The sequence below is a fragment of the Kitasatospora sp. NPDC002965 genome (assembly GCF_040611255.1).
Lineage (GTDB): Bacteria > Actinomycetota > Actinomycetes > Streptomycetales > Streptomycetaceae > Kitasatospora.
The window spans coordinates 1-19,795 of sequence record NZ_JBEXNT010000023.1 but is presented as its reverse complement, the minus strand read 5'-3'; the positions used below and the strand labels follow the sequence as shown (position 1 = coordinate 19,795).

The window sequence follows — 19,795 nt, the reverse complement described above, 5'->3', positions numbered from 1 at the left end:
ACAGCGGGCACGCACGTGTCACCGGCCGCTCACCCCGACCGGGGCCGTACCCCCGCCGGGGGTCGTTCCCCCACGCGGGACCGCTCCCCCACCGGGTCGACGATCATCCCGATCTCGCGGGCGCAGCCCGGCCACGCCTCCCAGCCCTGCCCGCGCAGGATCTCCTCCCCGACCGTGGTCTGCGCGCGTCTGGTCGCTCGGTCGGGGCGGTCGGCGAACCGCAGTCCGCCCGCCTCCTCCCAGGTCGACGGTCTGATCTGGAGCCCGCCGAAGTACCCGTTTCCGGTGTCGGCCTGCCAGTCGCCCCCGCTCTCGCAGGCGGCGAGCTCGTCCCAGATCATGTCCGCCACCGTGACCGCGGCCCGGGCCCGGACGGTCGGCAGCAGCGCCGTACCCGCCGTCAGGCAGAGGGCGCAGGCGACCAGGGCGGCGACGCGGACGACGGGAGGCGCGGCGGACGCGGTCGGTCCGCGTGCTCCGGCGGTCACCCGATCATTCCCTCGGACGTCACGGGGGTCGAGCTGTCCTGATGGCACACCAGTCGACCCTAGGCCGCCTCCGGTGGTGCATGGCGGATCGGTACGACCGTCCGGGCGTCCGGGCGGTCCGACCTTCCGCGTACTCGCACCGACCTTCCGGGCCGCATCCGGCTCACGTCCGCGCCGCATCCGGCTCACGTCCGGGCCGCCTCCGGGCGTCCGCCTCACGGGCCCGGCACGGCAACGGCACCGCCCCCGGCCCGCAACGCCGACGGCCGTTCCCCAGCCCGGTGGGCGGGGGAACGGCCGGTGGTCCGGCGCCGCAGGCCGGGGGCGGGCCTACGGCGCGGACAGCGGATCGTCGGATCAGACGGTCAGGGTCTGGCCCGGGAAGATCAGGTTCGGGTTGGCGCCGATGACCTTGGCGTTGTTGTCGTACAGGGCGTGCCAGTCGATGCCCTTGGCCGCGGCGATGGTGCTCAGGGTGTCGCCGGCCTGGACGGTGTAGTTGCCACCGTTGACCTGCTTGGCGTCGTTCGAGGTCCAGGACTTGCCGGACTTCGCGGCGTTGTCGGCCTTGTCGGCCTTCGGCGCGGCAGCGGCCTTGGGGGTCTCGGTAGCCTTCGGGGCCTCGACGGCCTTCGGGGCGACAGCAGCCTTCGGGGCGGCGGTCTTCGGGGCCTCGGTGACCTTCGGCGCGGCCGGCTTCGGGGCCTCGGTGGCCTTCGGCGCGGCCGGCTTCGCGGCGGGGGCGGTGGTCGCACCGGCGGAGGTGTCGACCGCGGCCGGGGCGCCGCCCTTGGTCAGGCCGGCCTTGACGGAGCAGACGGGCCAGGCGCCCGGGCCCTGCGAGGCGAGGACCTTCTCGGCGACGGCGATCTGCTGCGCCTTGGTGGCCAGGTTGGCCTGCGAGGCGTAGGCGGTGCCACCGAAGGCGGCCCAGGTGCTGGAGGTGAACTGCAGTCCGCCGTAGAAACCGTTGCCGGTGTTGATGGCCCAGTTGCCACCGCTCTCGCACTGGGCGACAGCGTCCCAGGTGGAGACGGAGGCGGCGGAGGCCGAGGTGGCCGTGACGAGGCCGGCCACCGGCAGGGCCGCGACAGCGGCGCCCGCCACGACAGCCATCCGGACGCGGTTGCGCTTGGTGGCGGTGGAGGTGGTGGCAGCGGCGGTCTCGTTACGGAAGGTCATGAGGTTCCTCTCGACAGCCCCGGGCGGGCATGCGGAACCAAGCCCTCGAAGGGGATGGGATTCGCTCGCCGCGTCCGTGGGGCGGCCGGGTACGTGTCGGACGTACCGCGCCGCCCCGGCCACCGCCCACGCACCGGCGACCTGTTCGAGCGGTCGATCGGTGGGCACGGCCTGCGCCGGGTGAACCGGCGGGCTGTGCGTCGGGGGTGAACCCGGGTGGTGCTCGTTGCACCGCCAATGAAGCTACGAGCCGGCCGCCAGGGATCCAAACACTCGGAGGTCTGCCCAGCTCAGCCGGGCATTACCGGCGGTAACTACCGGACAATCGTGTCCAATTTGTCCGATTTAACCGTCATTTCCTAGATCAAACATCACTGTCCCGTGTCCCACCTCACAGTTTCATTCCGGCAGGCCCGCCATCGAGATCGACAGATTGCGAGCACGAGACCACGCTCCGCGGTCGAATCAGGGGCAATTACCGTCACCCGCACCCCCCACCCGTGACCCCTGACACAGGGGCCCGTTGGTAAGGGCGGCCGGGGCCGCCCCCTGCCCCGGCTCGAACAGACCCGACCGCCCGACCCCTATGGATTCACCCCGCCCGCCCTGCCGGCACCACCCCGGCGCCCCCGTCGGCACCACCGCCGACGCCCACTGCCAGCACCTACCGCCAACGCCCCTGACACCTCACAAGGAGAACAAGTGCCGCGCATGCTCGACGTCAGCGACGAGGTCCGGTCCGAGATCGGCGACGACGAGGCCGACCGCCTGCTCGGCGGCGCCCACGCTCCCGACAGCTACGAGTGCACCTCCTGCCGCACGCCCGGCGACACCCTCCAGGAGCCCACCAGCACCGTGCTGTTCGTGGGTGAGGAGACCGCGGTGCTCGCGTTCGCCCACGCCCGCTGCATCCCCTCCCAGGTGGTCCCGGTCTCCGAGGAGCAGCTGGTCGGCGCCGTCCGCAGCATCAGCCAGGCCCGGGGCGACGCCCCCGCCGGTACGCCCGGCCACCCCCAGCCGGCCCCGGCGCCCGCTCCCGAGTCCGGTCGGCCCGAGCCCTCCGGCCCGTCGAGCGCCCCCGGCCAGGCCGCCATCCTGGGCATCACCTGCGGGCTGGTGCTGCACGGCAGTACCGGCCACGCCTCGCTGGTCGTCGAGCCGACCGGACCGGTCGGCCGCCCGGGCAACACCAGCGGCGAGGACGAGTTCCTGGACCTCCTCCAGGACGCCGGCTTCCAGCAGGTCACCGACCTCGACAAGACGCCGGACCAGCTGCCCGGCTGGTCGGTGCTGGTCGCGATGGGCAAGCTGCACGCGATCCTCCAGCCCGCCGCCGCCGGCGGGAGCACCGGCTGGTGGCAGGCCCACCAGCCGCTCCAGGTGACCGATGCCTGGCGGTTCGCCGCCAACCAACTCGGCGAGGTGACCATGTACGCCGTCCCGGCCGGAACGGTCGGACGGCAGCCGCGCGAGGACCTGCTGCGCCTGGCGCTGGAGCGCGCGGTCGCCCTGGGCCAGGTGGTCGCCGCCTCCCTCCCCCTCGCCGGGACCTGAGCCCGCACCTGGCCCACGCCTGGCCCGGACCTGGCCGATACCTGAGCCGAACCCGGGCCGGACCCTGGCAGGGAGCGGATCCGGGGACGGGCCCGAGGCGTGCACCGCGCCGGACCACGGCCCGTTCCCCAGCCCGTGGGACGCCCGCTGCACCGCCCGGGCCCCGGCCCGCCTGCCCGGGCCCGTACGGGCCGACACCGGCCTGCACGGGCCGGCGCGGGCCGGCGCGGGCCGGCACGCGCGCATCGCGCCACGCCTGTACCTCGCCACGCCCGCCGGGCGCGTACGCCGCACCGCTGCGCCGTCCCGATCAGGTGCGCACCCGGCACATGCTCGGTGCGCACTCGGCGCGCAACCGGCGTGGGCGCCCTGCCTCCGCGCCCGGCGCGGGCCACGCCTCACGTGCCCTCCCGCACGGCACAGGCCACCTTCCGGCCGGGCCGGGGGACCCCGCATCCACCGGCGAACTCGCTCGTTGGGCCCTGCGTGTACAGCTACGACGTCCCCGCATCCCACCGTCGATCCGCCACCGCCTCCCGCGCAATCCCGGGCATGCGCCCGTCGTACGACGCCGAGCACCCGCACTCGGCGACGCCGATCTACGACGAGCTGTACTCCGAGTACCGGCGCCTCTTCCGCGCCCTGCCGGGCGACCGCTCCGGCGAGGAGAACCTGAAGTTCGCAGGCTTCGCCGTCCGTGACGGCTACCCCGTCCTCGCGGACCGCTCCTACCCGCCGCAGCACCAGGCGTTCCAGACGTACGCGGGCCAGTCGATCGGCATCCCCCAGTTCATGCCGAGCCAGCAGACCGGCCCGGGACTCGCCGGCCACCACGGCCACCACGCCCCGCACGATCCGACCGGACATCACGGCCTCACGGCCCACTCCGGCACGGGCGGCTCCGCGGACCACGGCAACCAGAACAACCCGAGCAGTCACACCGGCCACCACGGCCACACCGGCGTTACGGGAACCGGCCACACCACCGACCCCACCAGCGACGGAACCAGCCACGCACCGGGCGCCGGCCACACCCAGGGCCACCCCCAGAACCACAACCACACCCAGAGCCACGGGTTCGGCCAAGGCGCCGCACCGCTACCGGTGCCCGCCCAACCCGCCTCTGCCGCAGCCCAGTTCGGGAGCGGTCAGGGCTGGGTCGCGGCCGGCTACCTCGGGCCCGTCCCGCACCCGATGCCGGTGCCGGCTCCCGTACCGGTCATGGGCACGGGCTTCGGCCACGCGCCGGGCCAGGGCGCGGGCGGCCGCCACCGGAGCATGCTCTCCCTGCCTCCGGGCCGCAGCGGCGACCAGCACTGACCCCGGTCACGCCGATCGCCCGACGCCCCGGGACGCCTCACGCGGCACTCACAGCGCGAGCACCACGAGCACCACACCCGCAACGAGCACCAGCACCAGCACCAGCACCACCAGAACCACGCGCCGCCGAACGAACGGAGGCCCCGCCACCCGGTTCTCGAACCCGGGTGGCGGGGCCTCCGCACACCTGCCTGACTACTACTACTACTTCCTCTTGCGCTTCTCCCGCACACGCACGGAGATCGAGATCGGCGTGCCGACGAAGCCGAACTCCTCACGCAACCGGCGCTCGACGAACCGGCGGTACCCGGCCTCCAGGAAGCCCGAGGCGAACAGCACGAAACGCGGCGGGCGGGTGCCCGCCTGGGTGCCGAACAGGATGCGCGGCTGCTTGCCACCGCGGATCGGGTGCGGGTGCGCCGCGACCAGCTCGCCGAGGAAGGCGTTCAGCCGGGCGGTCGGGATGCGGGTCTCCCAGCCCTCCAGCGCGGTCTCGATCGCCGGAACGAGCTTCTCCATGTGGCGGCCGGTCTTCGCCGAGACGTTGACCCGGGGCGCCCACTGCACCTGGACGAGGTCGCGCTCGATCTCGCGCTCCAGGTAGAAGCGGCGCTCCTCGTCGAGCTGGTCCCACTTGTTGTACGCGATGACGACGGCACGCCCGGCCTCGACGGCCATCGTGATGATCCGGGTGTCCTGCTCGGCGAGGGTCTCGCTGGCGTCGACCAGGACGACCGCGACCTCGGCCTTCTCCAGCGCGGCGGAGGTGCGCAGCGAGGCGTAGAAGTCGGCGCCGGCGGTCAGGTGGACGCGGCGACGGATACCGGCGGTGTCGACGAACTTCCAGGTCTTGCCGCCGAGTTCGATCAGCTCGTCGACCGGGTCGCGGGTCGTTCCGGCCACCTCGTTGACGACCACCCGCTCCTCGCCGGCGACCTTGTTGAGCAGGCTGGACTTGCCGACGTTCGGCCGGCCGATCAGCGCGACGCGCCGCGGGCCGCCGAGGGCGGCGTCGCCGAAGGTCTGCGGCGGGGCCTCGGGCAGCGCGGCCATCACGGCGTCGAGCAGGTCGCCGGAACCGCGGCCGTGCAGGGCCGAGACGGGGTGCGGCTCGCCGAGGCCGAGCGACCAGAGGTAGGCGGCCTCGGCCTCGGTGGACGGGCCGTCGACCTTGTTGGCGCACAGGACGGTCGGCTTGCCGGCCCGGCGGATGAGCTTGATCAGGGCTTCGTCGGTGTCGGTGGCGCCGACGGTGGCGTCCACGACGAACAGCACCGCGTCGGCGGTCTCGATGCCCAGCTCGGCCTGGGCCGCGACCATGGCGTCGATGCCGAGGACGTCGATCTCCCAGCCGCCGGTGTCGACGACCTTGAAGCGGCGGCCGTTCCAGCTGGCCTCGTAGCTGACGCGGTCGCGGGTGACGCCGGGCTTGTCCTCGACGACGGCCTCACGGCGGCCGATGATGCGGTTGACCAGGGTCGACTTGCCGACGTTCGGGCGGCCGACGACGGCCAGCACCGGCAGCGGCAGGTGGCTGCCGTCGCCGAGGCCGTCGACGTCCTCGGGGTCGAATCCCTCTTCGGCGGCGAGCGCCATGAACTCGGCGTACTCGGCGGCGTCCAGCTCGCCGTGTCCGGCGGTGGAGTGCTCTGCGGTCATGTTCGTGTTGTCCGTTTCCCGGCCCGGCCCTTCCCAGGGGCGTGCCGTGCGTACCTGCCCCACCGGGGCAGCGCGATTGTTGTCCGGGTGCCGTGCCGGCACCCGTTCGTCCAGGTGCCGGTGCGGCACCCGTTCATCGGTGGTGATCACCCGGCGACGACGTCACCGGGTGGATCGGACGGTCGGCCCGGAGGCCGACGGCCCCGGTCAGACCGCGGAGAACCCGGCCCGCTCCTCCACCAGGGCGGCGATCGTGTCGATCACCTGCTCCAGCGTGAGCTCGCTGGTGTCCACCCGGACCGCGTCCGCGGCCTGGGTGAGCGGGGCGGTCGTCCGCGAGGAGTCGGCCGCATCCCGGCGGGCCAGGTCGGCGGCCATCGCGGTGATGGTCGCCTCGTCCACGCCCTTGGCACGCAGTTCGGCCGCCCTGCGCTCGGCGCGGGCCGTCTCCGACGCGGTCAGGAAGATCTTGACGGTCGCGTCGGGGAAGACCACGCTTCCCATGTCCCGGCCCTCCGCGACGATGCCGCGCTCGGCGACCTCGGCGCAGCCGCGCTGCAGCTCGACCAGGCGGGTCCGCAGGGCCGGAACCGCGGCGACGGCGCTGACGTGCGCGGTCACCTCGGGGCCCCGGATCGGACCGGCGACGTCCTGACCGTCGACGGTGATGGTCGGGCCGTGCGCGTCCGTGCCGGACACGATCACCGGCTTGCCGCAGGCGACGGCCACTGCCTCGGGGTCGTCGACGTCGACGTCGTTGGCCAGCATCCACCAGGTCATCGCCCGGTACATCGCACCGGTGTCCAGGAAGCTCAGCCCCAGCCGGGCGGCGACCGCCCGGGAGACGGTCGACTTGCCGGAGCCGGAGGGTCCGTCGATGGCAACGACGACCGGGGCGTGCGCTCGGTCGGCAGTATCCACGGCACGAACCTCTCTCTGAATCTCTGCGCATGGCGACCCGAACCAGGGGGAAGCCGGGGGAGTGTCTCCCCCAAGGTTAATGGACCGCCGCCCGACCCCGACCCAGTCGGTGCCCGGGCCGGTCCACGGGCAGGCCAGAGCCGCCCCGGCACCGCCGCCCGACGCTCCCGGTCCGCGGGCGGCGCACCCGGCACGGTCTACCGGACGATCGCGCCGTCGTCGTCGGCCCCCGCCGCCCGCCGAACCTCCGCCTCGACATGGTCGAGGCGAACCGTCGAGGCGAACCGTCGGGGGCGAGGCGTCGTAGCCGCAAGCGGCCGCGAGCCCGGGCAGCGCCCACCGGACGGCCTCGCACTACGCCCGGAGCGCCCCGACCTCCTCCGGCCCCACGACGAGGTCCTCATCAGCCAGGCCCGGCAGCAGGACAGCGCTCGGCGCCCGCACCGCCGCCGAACCGTGGAAACGGCCCCGCACCGCCACCGCCGGCCCCTTCCCGGGCGGCACGCCCGGGAAGGCCCGCTACCCGGCTTCGTCCCGCACGAACGTATCCACCAGCGGGCTCGTCGGCGCCCTTCCCCGGAGGAGGGGCCGCTCCGGGGGAGGCTCAGTCCCGCACGCTCCACCCGCTGGCCCGCAGCGCCGCCGTCAACGGCCGCACCGCACCCGGCGCCACCGACAGCTGGACGAATCCCACCTGCTGGCCGGTCGAGTGCTCGATGTCCACGTCCTCGATGTTGACGCCTGCCGCACCGACCTCGCCGAAGAGGCGGCCCAGCTCGCCCGGCTGGTCGCCGAGGACGACGGCGACCGTCTCGTACCGGGTGGGCGGCGCACCGTGCTTGCCGGGGATGCGGGCCTGGCCGGTGTTGCCGCGCCGCATGACGGCCTCGATCCCGGCCGCACCGCCCCGCCGCTCGCGCTCCTCGGCGGCCTGCAGCGCGCGCAGCGCGCCGACGGTCTCGCCGAGGTCGTTGGCCACCTCGTCCAGCACGTCGGCGACGGCGCCGGCGTTGGCGGACAGGATGTCCACCCACATCCCGGGGTTGGAGGCCGCGATCCGGGTGACGTCCCGGACACCCTGGCCGGAGAGCCTTATGGCGGTCTCGTCGGCGTTCTCCAGCCGCGCGGCGACCAGCGAGGAGAGCAGTTGCGGGGCGTGCGAGACCAGGGCGACCGCACGGTCGTGCGCCGAGGCGTCCATGACGATCGGCATGGCCCCGCAGAGCGCGACCAGTTCGAGGACGGTGTTCAGCGTCTCGGTGTCGGTGTCCGCGGTGGGGGTGAGCACCCACGGGCGGCCCTCGAACAGGTCGGCGCGGGCGGCCAGCGGGCCGGACCGTTCGCGCCCTGCCATCGGGTGGCTGCCGATGTAGTGGACGGTGTCGCAGCCGAGCGCGGTGACGTCGGCACGCGGGCCGGCCTTGACGCTGGCGACGTCGGTGTAGAAGCGGGCCAGTTCGCGGCGCTGGCAGTCGGCGAGCACCTTGCCGACCAGCGCGGGCGGGACGGCGATGATCGCCAGGTCGACCGGACCGTCGGCCGGTTCGGTGATGCCGGCGCCCAGCGATTCGGCGGTGCGGGCGGCGTCCGGATCCGCGTCCTCCAGATGGACGGTCAGACCTCTTCCGGTGAGGGCGAGCGCGGCGGAGGTGCCGATGAGTCCGGTACCGACGACGACGGCTGTGCGCATGGCGGGTTGGCTCTCCTCGCAGAACGAACGGGCAAGCGGGACAACGGAACCGGGCGGAGCGGTACGGGCCCGGGACGGCCCGGACGGACCGCACCGGACGAAACGGCTCCGGACGGCGCCGGATCGGTCGGACACGTCCGCCCCATCCTCTCGTATCCCCGTCGTCCGCACGGACACCGCGACCGCGACCGCGCCCCCGAGGGCAACCGGGAGGGCAGCCACGAGGGCAACCGCGACCGCAACCGGACGGCCCTCCCGCCCGTCCCCACACACGACCCGCGCGAAAGCGCCCGGCTCCCCGGCACTCGGGCCACGGCACGCACGCCACGGAGCGCACGCCACGGCGCCCGTACGCCGCGCACCGCGAAATCCGGGGACGGGAGCGCCGACGCACGGCAGGATGGGCCGCCCAAGGGGAGGCCCTGGCGCGATCGGCGCCGACGGTACGAGACGAAGGGGTTGGCCGGGTGAACGATCAGCACAGCAGCGACCAGCATCGACCGCAGGACGGGGACCACGGCGAACGGCCGGAATCCTCCACTCCCACCAGCCCCCCGTCCTACCCGGCCGACTCCGGTCCGGTCGACCCCACCGCGCCCACCGCACCGCCCGCACCGCCCGTCCGCACCGTCCCCGCAGTGCCGTCCGTGCCGTCCGTGCCGTCCGTGCCGTCCGTGCTGGACTCGGTCGTCGTCCACGCCGTCGGCGCGGTCTGCCGCCGCCGGGCCCGGGTGGCCGTACCGCCGGGCGGACGGCTCCGGCTGACGGGGCTGCCCACGGCCCTGGAAGGGCACTCGCTGCGCGCCCGGGTGCTCTCCGGCCCGGCCGGCACCGCCGTCACGGAAGCCCGCCTCGAACCGGTCGCCGAACTTCGCGAACCCAGCGAACTCCCCGAGCTCCGAATGAAGTTGAACGAGGCCCGGGAGCGCGAGCACGCCGTCCGGGAGCGCCAGCGGCTGATCCTCGCCGCCATCGCCGAGACCGCCGCGCTGCGCGCCGTCCCACCGCAGCGGCGCCGCGACGAACCGCTCCGCCGGACGCCTGCCGATGCCTGGCTGGAGCTGGCCGAGTTCGTCGACGAACGCCTCGCCGGGCTCCAGCAGCGCGCGGAGGAGCTGACGCGCGAGATCGAACTCGCCCATCACGAGACCGAGTTGCTCACCGATCAACTGAACCGCTCGTCCACGGCCGGCCCGGCCCGGCCGGTCGAGGTCTCGGCGACCGTTCTGCTCACCCTCACGGCGACGCCCCCGGGCAGCGACCACGACACCCCCGGCACCGCCACCCCCACCAGCACCGCCACCGCCACCGCCACCGACCTGGACATCGAGCTGGAGTACACCGTCCGGACCGCCCGCTGGGTGCCCTCCTACCGGCTGTCGTACGCGCAGGGGGTCGACACCGGCCGACTGGTCCTGCGGGCCTCCGTCGCCCAGCTGACCGGCGAGGACTGGAGCGGCGTCCGGCTCGCCCTCTCCACCGCCGACCTGGACCGCCGCACCGACCTGCCCAAGCTGCGTTCGCTGCGGATCGGCCGCAGCCAGCCCGCCCCGCCGCCCTCCGGCTGGCGCGAGCCCCCGGGCGGCCTGGCCGACCTGTTCACCGGCTACGACGCGGTCGGCCCGCGCCCCGGGCTGCCGCGCCCACTGATCGCCGGAACCGCCCCGCGGCCCCGCCTCGCCGGTCCGGTCGCCCCGGCCGTCGCGCTGCCTCCGCCGGCGCCCGCCGCCCCGGGAGCCGCCCCGGCCGGCGGCCTCCTCTCCGCCTACGACGAACCGCACGCCGCCCCGCCGGCTCTCGGCTTCGCCGGGTACGGCGCACCCCCGCCCCCGCCGGCTCCGGTCGCCTCCCGTGCCCGCGGGGCGCGGGGCGGGAGCGCGAGCCGCAGACGGGCCGCCGCACCGGAGGGCCTCGACGCCGGCGACGACGTCCTGTTGCGGTTCGACTCGGCCGCCGCCGGCGGGTACGAGGAGGGCGGCCCGGGGGCGCCCGCCGGTCCGCCGGTCCCCGACGCCCTGCTGCTGGACTACCCGGCGCTCGTCCTGCTGGGTCCGGACTCCGCTTCCGGAGTCCGGGGCACCCTGCAGCGGTCCGCGCCGCGGCCCTCCGCCCGGCCGGGTGTCGGCCACCTCGTCGCGGGCATCGACCATCTGGCGCTGCCCCGGCACGCTGTGCCCCCGCGGGTGTCGGCCGGCTCCTTCGACCACCGCTTCGACGCCGCCGCGCCCGCCGACATCCCCTCGGACGCCACCTGGCACACCGTCACGATCGACGAGATCCCGGTGTCCGTCCGTCCCGAGTACGTGACCGTCCCCGCCGTCGAGGAGAAGGTCTACGCCACCCTGCTGGTCTCCAACCCGACCGACCGGGCGGTGCTCGCCGGCCCGGTCGAGGTGACCGTCGACGATGATTTCCTGCTCACCGCGGCCCTGCCCACCCTCGCCCCCGGCGGGGTGAGCCGACTCGGTATCGGCGTCGCGGAGTCCGTCGAGGTGACGCGCCGCACCGAGCTTCGCGAGTCCACCGCAGGCATGCTGAACAGCAGCACCGTGCTCGACCACCGGGTGCACGTCGAACTGGCCAACCGGCTCGGCCGCCCGGTCACCGTCGAGGTCCGCGAACGGGTGCCGGTCAGCTCCGACTCCGAGATCCGGATCGAGGAGCGGGCCGACTGGCGAGCCCCGACCGAGCCCTCGCCGGAGTGCCCGCCCAGCAGCCGGCTGTGGCGGGTCGAGCTGCCGCCGGGCGGCCGGGCCGAGCTCGACGGCGGCTACCAGATCAGAATCCCGGCCGGAAAGGCCATCGTCGGCGGAAACCGGAGGAACTGAACGAGATGACCGACACCCCCCTCCCGAGGACACCCGCCCCCGGTCGCACGGCCATCGATCCCGCCGCGGCCGACGCCACCGCCGTCAACGCCCCCGCCCTCAATGCCCCTGCCGAAACCGTCCCCGCCGTCACCGCCCCCGGGGGCACCGGAGCCGCCACCGTCCACCCTCTCCCCGTCACCGCCGTCACCTGCCTGGAGGACCGCAGCCAGGTCGAGCGCACCATCACCCTGGAGCTGGCGCCCGGCATCCAGCGGCTGCGCCTCGGCCCGCTCACCGCCCTGGCCGTCGACCGCACCCTGCGCGCCGAGGCCGACACCCCGGGCGTCCGTGTCCTGGACGCCCGCGTCGTGCGCGCCTGGACCCCACGCTCACCGCTGCCGCCCGGCCCGGACGACTCCGAACTGCGCCACCGCCTGCACCGGCTGGACGAGCACACCCGCGCGGAGGGCAGGCTGCTCGAACGGCTGGAGGCCCGGTTGGGCCTGCTGGCCCAGCTCTCCGCCGACCTGCTGCGCGAGGTCGGCGAGGGCGCGGGCGCCGGCGAGGTCGAGCGCACCCGCTGGGCGCGCGAACTGGCCCGGGTGGACGCCGAACGGGAGCGGTACGGCGAGGAGCTGCGGGCCACCCGCTCGCGGCTGCGCGAACTGGAGGAGCAGCGGTCCCAGGCGCTCACCGCCCTCGACCAGGCCGAGGAGCAGCCGGCCGAGCTGGTCGCGCACCTCGACCTCACCGTCGAGGCCGCGGCGGCCGGGCCCGCCCGGTTGACCGTGAGCCACCTGGTGCCGTGCGCGCTCTGGCGGCCCTCCTACCGGGCGACCCTGACCGACGGCGAGCTGCGGTTGGAGTCGGAGGCGGTGGTCTGGCAGCGCACCGGGGAGGACTGGACCGGCGCCCGGCTGACCTTCTCCACCGCACGCTCGGCGCTGGCGGCCGAACCGCCCGCGCTCGTCGAGGACCTGCTGATGCTGCGCGAGCGCACCACCGAGGAGCGGCGCACCGTCGACGTCGAACTGCGTGAGGAGGAGGTCTCCACGCTCGGCCCGTCCGGGGCGGTGCCGGGCGTGGACGACGGCGGGGAGGTGCGGGTACTACCCGCCCCGGCACCCGCCACCGTGCCGTCCGACGGGCGGGCGCACCGGGTGCCGCTGGGCACCTTCACGGGCCCGGCGCGCAGCGAGTACGCGTGCGCGCCGGAGCTGTCGCCGCTGGTCACCCAGGTGGTCAGGTTCCGCAACGCGGCCGGGCACGCGCTGCTCGCGGGGCCGGTCGAGCTGGTCCGGGGCAGCGGCTTCACCGGGCGCGGTGAGCTGCCGTTCACGGCCACGGGGGCCGACACCGAGCTCTCGTTCGGCAGCTCCGACGGCTACCGGGTGGTCCGGGAGACGGAGGAGCGGCAGTCCACCGCCGGCCTCGGCCAGCGCTCGGTCACCACCCGCACGGTCCGGCTCTACCTCTCCCGGTTCTCCGGGCCGGAGGAGCGGGACGAGCAGCTGGTCGCGGTGCGCGAACGGGTGCCGGTCTCCGAGGTGTCGGCGGTGGAGGTGCGGCTGCGCAAGGAGGAGTGCTCGCCGGCCCCGGACGCCTTCGACTCCGAGGGCATCGTCCGCTGGGACGTCCCGCTCGGCCCGGGCGCCCGCCGGGCCGTCACACTGGTGTACGAGATCTCGGCCTCCGCCAAGGTGGCCGGCCTGTGAGCCCCGCGTCCCCGGCCCCGCCGTCGACCCGACCGCCCGCGACCCGACCGCCCGCGACCCGACCACCCGTGGCCCGGCCCCCCTTGGCTTGGCCTCGTTCGGTCCGACCGCCCGCGACCCGGCCGACCCGCGCGAACCGTCGCCATGACGTCCGCTCAGGTACAACAGGAACATGATCCTGCACCTCGCTCCCCTGGACGACTGGCTGGCCGACCCGGGCCGGCCGTACGCCACGGCCTCGCTGCTCACCGACGGGTTCATCCACTGCTCGGCGGACGAGGAGACCGTGCTGGCCGTGGCCAACGCCTTCTACGCCGACGCCCCCGAACCGCTGATGGTGCTGCTGATCGAGGAGTCGCTGGTGGAACCGATGGTCAAGTGGGAGGCCCCGCACGGCGCACCGCCGCCCGGGGCCTCCCCCGGCGTGCTGTTCCCGCACATCTACGGCCGGTTGAACCGGACGGCGGTGGTCGGCCTGGAGAAGGTCGAACGCGGGCCGGACGGCCGCTGGGCGGGCCTCACCCCTTGGAGCTGACGCCCCGGCCTGCGGCTCACCGGCCGGGGGCTCACCGGCCTGCGGCTCACCGGCCGGCGACGTCCCGGCCGGGGGTTCCCTGACCGGCCCCCGGCCGCGGCCCGGCCACCCGCCGCGCAGCCGACCGCGCCCCACCCGGCCGCGTCACAACCACCCCCGCTCCCGGGCCGCCATGCCGGCCTGGAAGCGGGTGGTGGCGCCCAGCTCGCGCATCAGGCTCTGGAGGCGCCGCTGGGTGGTCCGGGCGCTCCAGCCGAGCGACCGGGCGATCGACTCGTCGGTGAGGCCGGCCGCCAGCAGCCCGAGCAGCTTGCGGTGGTCGGCCTCCGGCTCCGGTGTCTCCTCCGTGGCGCCGATCGCCGCCTGCAACTGGACGGCCCGCTCCCATTCCGCCTCGAACAGGGTGTCCAGCGCCTGGAGCAGCGCCGAGGGGTGGATCACGTAGGCGGCGTCGAGGACGCTGTCACCCACACTGATCGGGATGATCGCCATCCGGTCGTCCGACATGATCATCTTCATCGGGAGCACCGGCCGGACCCGCGCCTCCTCGCCGTCCGCGACCCCGGCCAGGATGTTCTTCTCCAGCCGCCCGGGCCAGGCCACCGCCTCCCGGTCGTAGACGGTCCGGAACCGCAGCCCCTCCTTCATCCGCTGCCGCTGGAGGGGGATGTTGGCCACCGGGTCCTGGATGTACGGCGGGCAGTCGAAGCCCCGCACCTGGTACTGGCTGGTCTCGGTGATGTGCTCCAGCCGCTGCGCGATGGCCTCGCCACCGGTCAGCACCTCGACCGAGTGGGCCGGGTCGGTGTACCGCGAGGCCTCCCGGAAGGCGTCCATCAGCCGGTGCATCTCGGCCCTGGCGTGGCGCAGTTCGGATTCGCGGTGGCCTATCAGGGTGCCGATCGCGACGTCGGGCGCGACCGGCAGGAAGCGGTGGCGGTCCACCGGGGCCCGGGTGGCCATGCCCTGCTGTGCCAGCCGGTCCAGCGCGCGGACGCTCTGCTGGAGGCTCAGGTCACAGAGGGCGGCCAGGTCCTCGGCCGTCGACTGTGGATTGGCCACCAACGCCGCGTAGACCCGTCCGTCCGGCGTGGCCAGCCCCAGAGCGCTGAGTGGTGCATCGGACACGGCGTCGCTCCCCGTTCGCCTCTCGCCCCTGCGCCGGTGGCGCAGTCCCGCCACTCGGCGGATCGCGGACAGGTGGCAATCTTCGGCCACGGATCATGACGCTGACAAGACGATCACCGGACGATGCGGCCCGCTTCACAGCAGGACCCGCCGAACGGCGTGAGGGCCTCCCCGCCGAACGGCGGGGAGGCCCTCACGGAAACACGTCACGAGGGGGACCCGTCCACAGGTCCACCGTCTCCGGTGCGGACTCTGCGGACCGGCTCGGCGAGGGGCGCCCGCGGGAGCGGCACGCACCTCACCGAAATCGACCGGTCTACAGACCGACCTCGTGCATCAGCTGACCGACCTCGGGGTTGGTGAGGCGGCGCAGCCAGCCGGACTTCTGGTCGCCCAGCGCGATCGGACCGAAGTGGGTGCGCACCAGCTTCTCGACCGGGAAGCCGGCCTCCGACAGCATCCGCCGGACGATGTGCTTGCGACCCTCGTGCAGGGTCACCTCGACCAGGTAGTTCTTGCCGACGTTCGAGATCACCTTGAAGCTGTCCGCACGGGCGAACCCGTCCTCCAGCTCGATGCCCTGCGCCAGCTTCTTGCCGAGGTCGCGCGGGATCGGCCCCTGGATCGCGGCCAGGTAGGTCTTGGTCACGCCGTACCGGGGGTGGGTGAGGCGGTGGGCGAGCTCACCGTGGTTGGTGAGCAGGATGATGCCCTCGGTCTCGGTGTCCAGGCGGCCGACGTGGAACAGCCGGGTCTCCCGGTTGGTCACGTAGTCGCCGAGGCACTGCCGCCCGTCCGGGTCCTCCATCGTGGAGACCACGCCGGCCGGCTTGTTCAGCGCGAAGAACAGGTACGACTGGGTGGCGACGGTCAGGCCGTCCACCTTGATCTCGTCCTTCTCCGGGTCGACCCGCTTGCCCTGCTCGGTGACCCGCTTGCCGTTGACATCGACCCGGCCCTGGTCGATCAGCTCCTCGCAGGCGCGCCGGCTGCCGATGCCGGCACGCGCCAGCACCTTCTGCAGTCGCTCGCCCTCGGGCTCGCCGAAGGTCTTGGGCAGCTTCACGGCCGGCTTGTCGTGCCGGGCGAGCACCGCGTCCTCGATCCGGGCCTGCAGCTCACGCGAGCGCTGCGGCTGGCGGCGCGGGTCGCCCGGGGCGCCCTGCCCCTCGCGGCGCGGGCGCGGGGCCGGGTTGGGCCGACGGCCGGAGAAGCCGCCGCGGGCCGGGGTGGCGTTGGGGCCGCCGCCGAACTCGGGGCGGTCGTACTTCCGCTCCTCCGGCCGCAGCGGCCGGTCGGGGAAGCGACCGTCGTCACGACGGTCGTCGCGACGGTCATCACGCCCGGACCCGCCGCCGTACGAACCACCGCGCGAGGCCGAACCGCCGCGCGAGGGGCCGGAGCCGCGCGAGGGGCCGCCACCACGCGAGGAGCCGGAGCCCCCGCCGTACGAGCCGCCGCCACGCGACGAACCCGCACCGGACCCGCCGCCGTACGAGCCGCCACCGCGCGAGGAGCCGGAGCCCCCGCCGTACGAGCCGCCACCGCGCGACGAACCCGCACCGGACCCGCCGCCGTACGAGCCGCCACCGCGCGAGGAGCCGGAGCCCCCGCCGTACGAGCCGCCGCCACGCGACGAGCCCGCGCCGGAGCCCCCGCCCGAGCCGCCGTACGAACCGGACCCGCCACCGGACCCACCGCCGTACGAACCGCCGCGCGAGCCCGACCCGCTACGACCGGCGCTGCCCCCGTAGGAGCCGCCCCGGCCCCCGCCCTGTCCGCCGCGACCGCTGCCGCCGCCGCTGCTGTTCCTGCCGTTGCCACTGCTACGCATCAAAGTGTCCGTACGTCGTTTACCGTCTGGGATGTGCGGTCGTTTCGGCCGACCTCACCGCCCCCTACCGATCAGGCGCAGCCCGACCGGCCTCGCCACTGCCGTCCACGGCCTGCACGGCAGCGGCGGCGACCGCCTCCGCGATCATCGTGCCCTCCAGGGACTCCGCTTCCACGTCGTCGACCTCGGGCAGGAAGGGAGCAAGCTCCGGCAGCTCGTCCAGGCCGCGGAGCCCCATCCGTTCCAGGAAGTAGTTCGTCGTCCGATACAGGATCGCACCTGTTTCGGGCTCGGATCCGGCCTCTTCCACCAGTCCTCGCTGTACCAGGGTACGCATCACGCCGTCACAGTTCACACCGCGGACGGCTGAGACCCGCGATCTGGACACCGGCTGCCGGTAGGCGACCACCGCCAACGTCTCCAGCGCGGCCTGTGTCAGACGGGCCTGCCGGCCGTCCAGGACGAAGCGGTCGACGGCCGGTGCGCACACGGCCCGGCTGTAGAACCGCCAGCCACCGGCCACCAGTCGAAGGTCGAAGCCCCGGCCCTGTGCGGTGTACTCGGCGGACAACCCGGACAGCGCCGCCGCCACCTCCGCCCGCGACCGCTCCAGCACGGACGCCAGGTGCACCTCTCCGACGGGCTCGTCGACGATCATCAGGATCGCTTCCAGCTCCGCCCGCAGTCCGGGCCCGTCCGCCGTCGGAACCGTCGGCACGGACCGCCACGGTTCAGCGCCGACGACTCCGTCCCGCCCGTCCGGGCTCCCCGGCATCTCCGGGCCGGGCCGCTCCGCCGCACCGGAAGTCGACGGAGCCGACTTCTGGTGCACGACGACCGGCTCGACAGGTGCACCGCCGACGCAGCCGGTACCCGCCGCCACACCCGCACCAGTACCAGCACCCGCCAGGCCGCCGATGGTCACCGGGCCGGCACCCGCCGGGGCTCCGTCCACCGTCCGCCCCTCCGTCCCGGCAGCGGGCTCCACCGGGACGGTGGGCGCAGGCTCCAGCCACTCCTCGGCCCGCGGCTGCCCCGGCACCCCGAGCGGCCGCCGAGGCACCCGCCGTCCGTCATCGGCCCCGACCGTCATCGCGGGCCCTCCTCTCTCCGCACGTCCGCGGCCCGCACGTCCGCAGCCCGCCCTTCACCGGCAGGCCGGTCGAACTCGTCCGTCACGTCGACCGCCCCGCGGTCCGCCTCGGCCACCCAGCGCACGACCAGCTCCCCGAGCGCCTCCGGCTGCTCGAAGGCCAGCACCCGCTCCCGGTAGAGCTCCAGCAGCGCCAGGAACCGGGCGACGACGACCAGGTCGTCCGGCGCGTCCGCGACCAGTTGCCGGAAGGTCGCCTCCCCCAGCACGGTCAGCAGCCCGACGACCAGGCCCGCCTGCTCGCGCACGCTCACCGGCGGTGTGTGGATGTGGTCGACGTAGACCACCGGTTTCGGCTTGGGGACCATCGCCCGGGCCGCCAGCTGTGCGAACCGCTCGGCGCCGATGCCGATCACGACCTCGGGCAGCAGCCGGACGTGCCGCGGTTCCAGGCCGACGGACCGGGGCCGGCGGAACAGCTCGGCAGCCCAGCGGTCGCCGAACAGCGCAGCCGCCCGCTTGTAGGCCCGGTACTGGAGCAGCCGGGCGAAGAGCAGGTCCCGGGCCTCCAGCAGGGCGAGGTCCTCCTCGTCCTCGACCTCGGCCGCCGGGAGCAGCCGGGCCGCCTTGAGGTCGAGCAGTGTGGCGGCGACCACCAGGAACTCCGTCGTGACGTCCAGGTCCCAGTCCGGGCCCATGGCCCTGATGTGGGCCATGAAGTCGTCGGTGACGGTCGCCAGCGCCACTTCGGTGACGTCCATCCTGTGCTTGGCGATCAGGCTCAACAGCAGGTCGAACGGGCCTTCGAAGTTGTGCAGCCGTACCCGGAAGCCACCCTGCGGCTCACCGCCGCCCGCCCCGGCGCCTGCCCCGGTGGCCATCGCGGCAGGCGCGGCGACAGCCTCGACCGACCGGGCGGTCCCGGCGACGGCGGAGGGTTCGGGCGTACTCGACATGGCGGTCCATCTTCACCCGGTGCCACCGCCCGCTCCGTGCGGGGGCTCACCGACACGCCGCACCCGCCGCGCACGCCGCCGGGAGTACTTCACCGGCCGCCGGACCCCTCGCAAGCCCACCCCGGACCCGCCGGGGACCCATCCCGGACCCACCCCGGGCCCCGGAACGCTCGACGGGGGCTCCACGCCCCTACCGGCCTACCGGCGGCCGACGAGGTCGGCGCGCCCGTCCTCCGGGCCCTCGGCCGCCCCCAGGCGCCCTCCGCGCGCCGGGGCGCCCCCAGGGGCCCGGGAGCCGCTCAGCGCCGCTCAGGGGTGGCTCAGGAGCCGCCAGGACGCGGTCCAGGGTCGGCCCGGCCGCGACCGGGGCACCGTCCGGAAGCCCGGACCACTCACGGGACATCGGTGAGCGCCGACGACGGCGGCCCCGAAGACGGAGCCCGACGACCCCGGCAGGCCCCACCGGGCCGGCGGAGTGCCGCTGGGCCCGATGCGCCGGAGTTCCGCCGCGCCGGAGTGCCGGAGCGGCTTCCGACGGGCCGACGGGCGGCCCCGGGCGTCAGCGCCCGCGCAGCCGCCGCACCAGGATGCTGGCCTCGCCCCGCTGCTCCAGATCCGCCAGCACGACCGCGATGGCCTCCCGGACGATCCGGCCGCGGTCCACCGCCAGGCCGTGCTCGCCCCGGAGGACGAGACGGGTGTGCTCCAGGTCCATCAGCTCTTCGGCGGACACGTACACGGTGATCTTCTCGTCGTGCCGCTCGCGCCCGGTGGGGCGGCGCGGGGCCCGGCCCCGCGGCCTCGGCCGTCCGCCGGCAGCCGCCGGCTCCTCGGCCGCGCCTGCGTGCTGGCGCGGCCCCGGTGCGGGGGGCCGGCCGCCCTGCCCGCCGACGCCCAGCGTTCCGCCGGC

14 protein-coding genes and 1 pseudogene are annotated in these 19,795 nt (G+C 74.7%); 5 read left to right on the top strand and 10 right to left on the bottom strand.

All coding sequences use genetic code 11. The features are described 5' to 3' along the window. Positions 1 to 29: 29 nt before the first annotated feature. Positions 30 to 488: a transglycosylase family protein gene (locus ABZY91_RS12620; protein WP_355401924.1), complete on the bottom strand. Its 459-nt coding sequence runs from the start codon at positions 486 to 488 to the stop codon at positions 30 to 32. A 357-nt stretch (positions 489 to 845) separates the two neighbouring features. After that, complete coding sequence (locus ABZY91_RS12615) at positions 846 to 1,670, bottom strand: transglycosylase family protein (RefSeq protein WP_355401922.1); 825 nt, start codon at positions 1,668 to 1,670, stop codon at positions 846 to 848. Between the two features lie 702 nt (positions 1,671 to 2,372). Here ABZY91_RS12615 and ABZY91_RS12610 point away from each other — a divergent pair. After that, complete coding sequence (locus ABZY91_RS12610) at positions 2,373 to 3,224, top strand: hypothetical protein (protein ID WP_329882811.1); 852 nt, start codon at positions 2,373 to 2,375, stop codon at positions 3,222 to 3,224. Between the two features lie 552 nt (positions 3,225 to 3,776). Then, entirely contained in the window at positions 3,777 to 4,544 is a 768-nt protein-coding gene (locus ABZY91_RS12605; protein WP_355402012.1) for a hypothetical protein, read from the top strand. A gap of 204 nt (positions 4,545 to 4,748) precedes the next feature. Here the strand turns inward: ABZY91_RS12605 and der are convergent, their stop codons facing one another. The 3 genes from der to ABZY91_RS12590 form a co-directional block, all read right to left on the bottom strand. Next, entirely contained in the window at positions 4,749 to 6,203 is a 1,455-nt protein-coding gene (gene der, locus ABZY91_RS12600; protein ID WP_329882810.1) for a ribosome biogenesis GTPase Der, read from the bottom strand. Positions 6,204 to 6,410: 207 nt separating this feature from the next. After that, entirely contained in the window at positions 6,411 to 7,124 is a 714-nt protein-coding gene (gene cmk, locus ABZY91_RS12595) for a (d)CMP kinase (RefSeq protein ID WP_329948040.1), read from the bottom strand. 604 nt (positions 7,125 to 7,728) lie between these two features. Next, complete coding sequence (locus tag ABZY91_RS12590) at positions 7,729 to 8,814, bottom strand: prephenate dehydrogenase (protein WP_355401919.1); 1,086 nt, start codon at positions 8,812 to 8,814, stop codon at positions 7,729 to 7,731. 467 nt (positions 8,815 to 9,281) lie between these two features. On the opposite strand from ABZY91_RS12590, the gene ABZY91_RS12585 reads away from it, so the two are divergent. From ABZY91_RS12585 to ABZY91_RS12575, 3 genes are all read left to right on the top strand, one after another. Beyond that, positions 9,282 to 11,642, top strand: a complete 2,361-nt coding sequence (locus ABZY91_RS12585; protein ID WP_355401917.1) for a DUF4139 domain-containing protein — start codon at positions 9,282 to 9,284, stop codon at positions 11,640 to 11,642. 5 nt (positions 11,643 to 11,647) lie between these two features. After that, the gene (locus ABZY91_RS12580) at positions 11,648 to 13,339 is read left to right on the top strand and encodes a DUF4139 domain-containing protein (RefSeq protein WP_355401915.1); all 1,692 of its coding nucleotides are present in this window, start codon (positions 11,648 to 11,650) and stop codon (positions 13,337 to 13,339) included. Positions 13,340 to 13,511: 172 nt separating this feature from the next. Next, on the top strand, positions 13,512 to 13,874 hold the full coding sequence (locus tag ABZY91_RS12575) for a DUF952 domain-containing protein (protein WP_329882804.1): 363 nt from the start codon (positions 13,512 to 13,514) through the stop codon (positions 13,872 to 13,874). Positions 13,875 to 14,018: 144 nt separating this feature from the next. Here the strand turns inward: ABZY91_RS12575 and ABZY91_RS12570 are convergent, their stop codons facing one another. From ABZY91_RS12570 to ABZY91_RS12550, 5 genes and pseudogenes are all read right to left on the bottom strand, one after another. After that, on the bottom strand, positions 14,019 to 15,002 hold the full coding sequence (locus ABZY91_RS12570) for a helix-turn-helix domain-containing protein (protein WP_329882803.1): 984 nt from the start codon (positions 15,000 to 15,002) through the stop codon (positions 14,019 to 14,021). Positions 15,003 to 15,318: 316 nt separating this feature from the next. Continuing rightward, a complete protein-coding gene (locus tag ABZY91_RS12565; protein WP_329882802.1) occupies positions 15,319 to 16,836 on the bottom strand; it encodes a pseudouridine synthase in 1,518 nt (505 codons plus the stop codon). Positions 16,837 to 16,900: 64 nt separating this feature from the next. Beyond that, a complete protein-coding gene (scpB, locus tag ABZY91_RS12560) occupies positions 16,901 to 17,554 on the bottom strand; it encodes an SMC-Scp complex subunit ScpB (RefSeq protein ID WP_355401913.1) in 654 nt (217 codons plus the stop codon). A 371-nt stretch (positions 17,555 to 17,925) separates the two neighbouring features. After that, complete coding sequence (locus ABZY91_RS12555; protein WP_355401911.1) at positions 17,926 to 18,885, bottom strand: segregation/condensation protein A; 960 nt, start codon at positions 18,883 to 18,885, stop codon at positions 17,926 to 17,928. Positions 18,886 to 19,444: 559 nt separating this feature from the next. Continuing rightward, positions 19,445 to 19,795, bottom strand: a pseudogene (locus ABZY91_RS12550) (hypothetical protein); the annotation flags it as partial.

Excerpts from the sequence above, each read along its gene's own strand:
- ABZY91_RS12615 (WP_355401922.1), bottom strand. The coding sequence starts at position 1,670 with ATGACCTTCCGTAACGAGACCGCCGCTGCCACCACCTCCACCGCCACC.
- ABZY91_RS12605 (WP_355402012.1), top strand. The coding sequence starts at position 3,777 with ATGCGCCCGTCGTACGACGCCGAGCACCCGCACTCGGCGACGCCGATC.
- der (WP_329882810.1), bottom strand. The coding sequence starts at position 6,203 with ATGACCGCAGAGCACTCCACCGCCGGACACGGCGAGCTGGACGCCGCC.
- ABZY91_RS12590 (WP_355401919.1), bottom strand. The coding sequence starts at position 8,814 with ATGCGCACAGCCGTCGTCGTCGGTACCGGACTCATCGGCACCTCCGCC.
- ABZY91_RS12580 (WP_355401915.1), top strand. The coding sequence starts at position 11,648 with ATGACCGACACCCCCCTCCCGAGGACACCCGCCCCCGGTCGCACGGCC.
- ABZY91_RS12575 (WP_329882804.1), top strand. The coding sequence starts at position 13,512 with ATGATCCTGCACCTCGCTCCCCTGGACGACTGGCTGGCCGACCCGGGC.
- ABZY91_RS12565 (WP_329882802.1), bottom strand. The coding sequence starts at position 16,836 with ATGCGTAGCAGTGGCAACGGCAGGAACAGCAGCGGCGGCGGCAGCGGT.
- ABZY91_RS12555 (WP_355401911.1), bottom strand. The coding sequence starts at position 18,885 with ATGTCGAGTACGCCCGAACCCTCCGCCGTCGCCGGGACCGCCCGGTCG.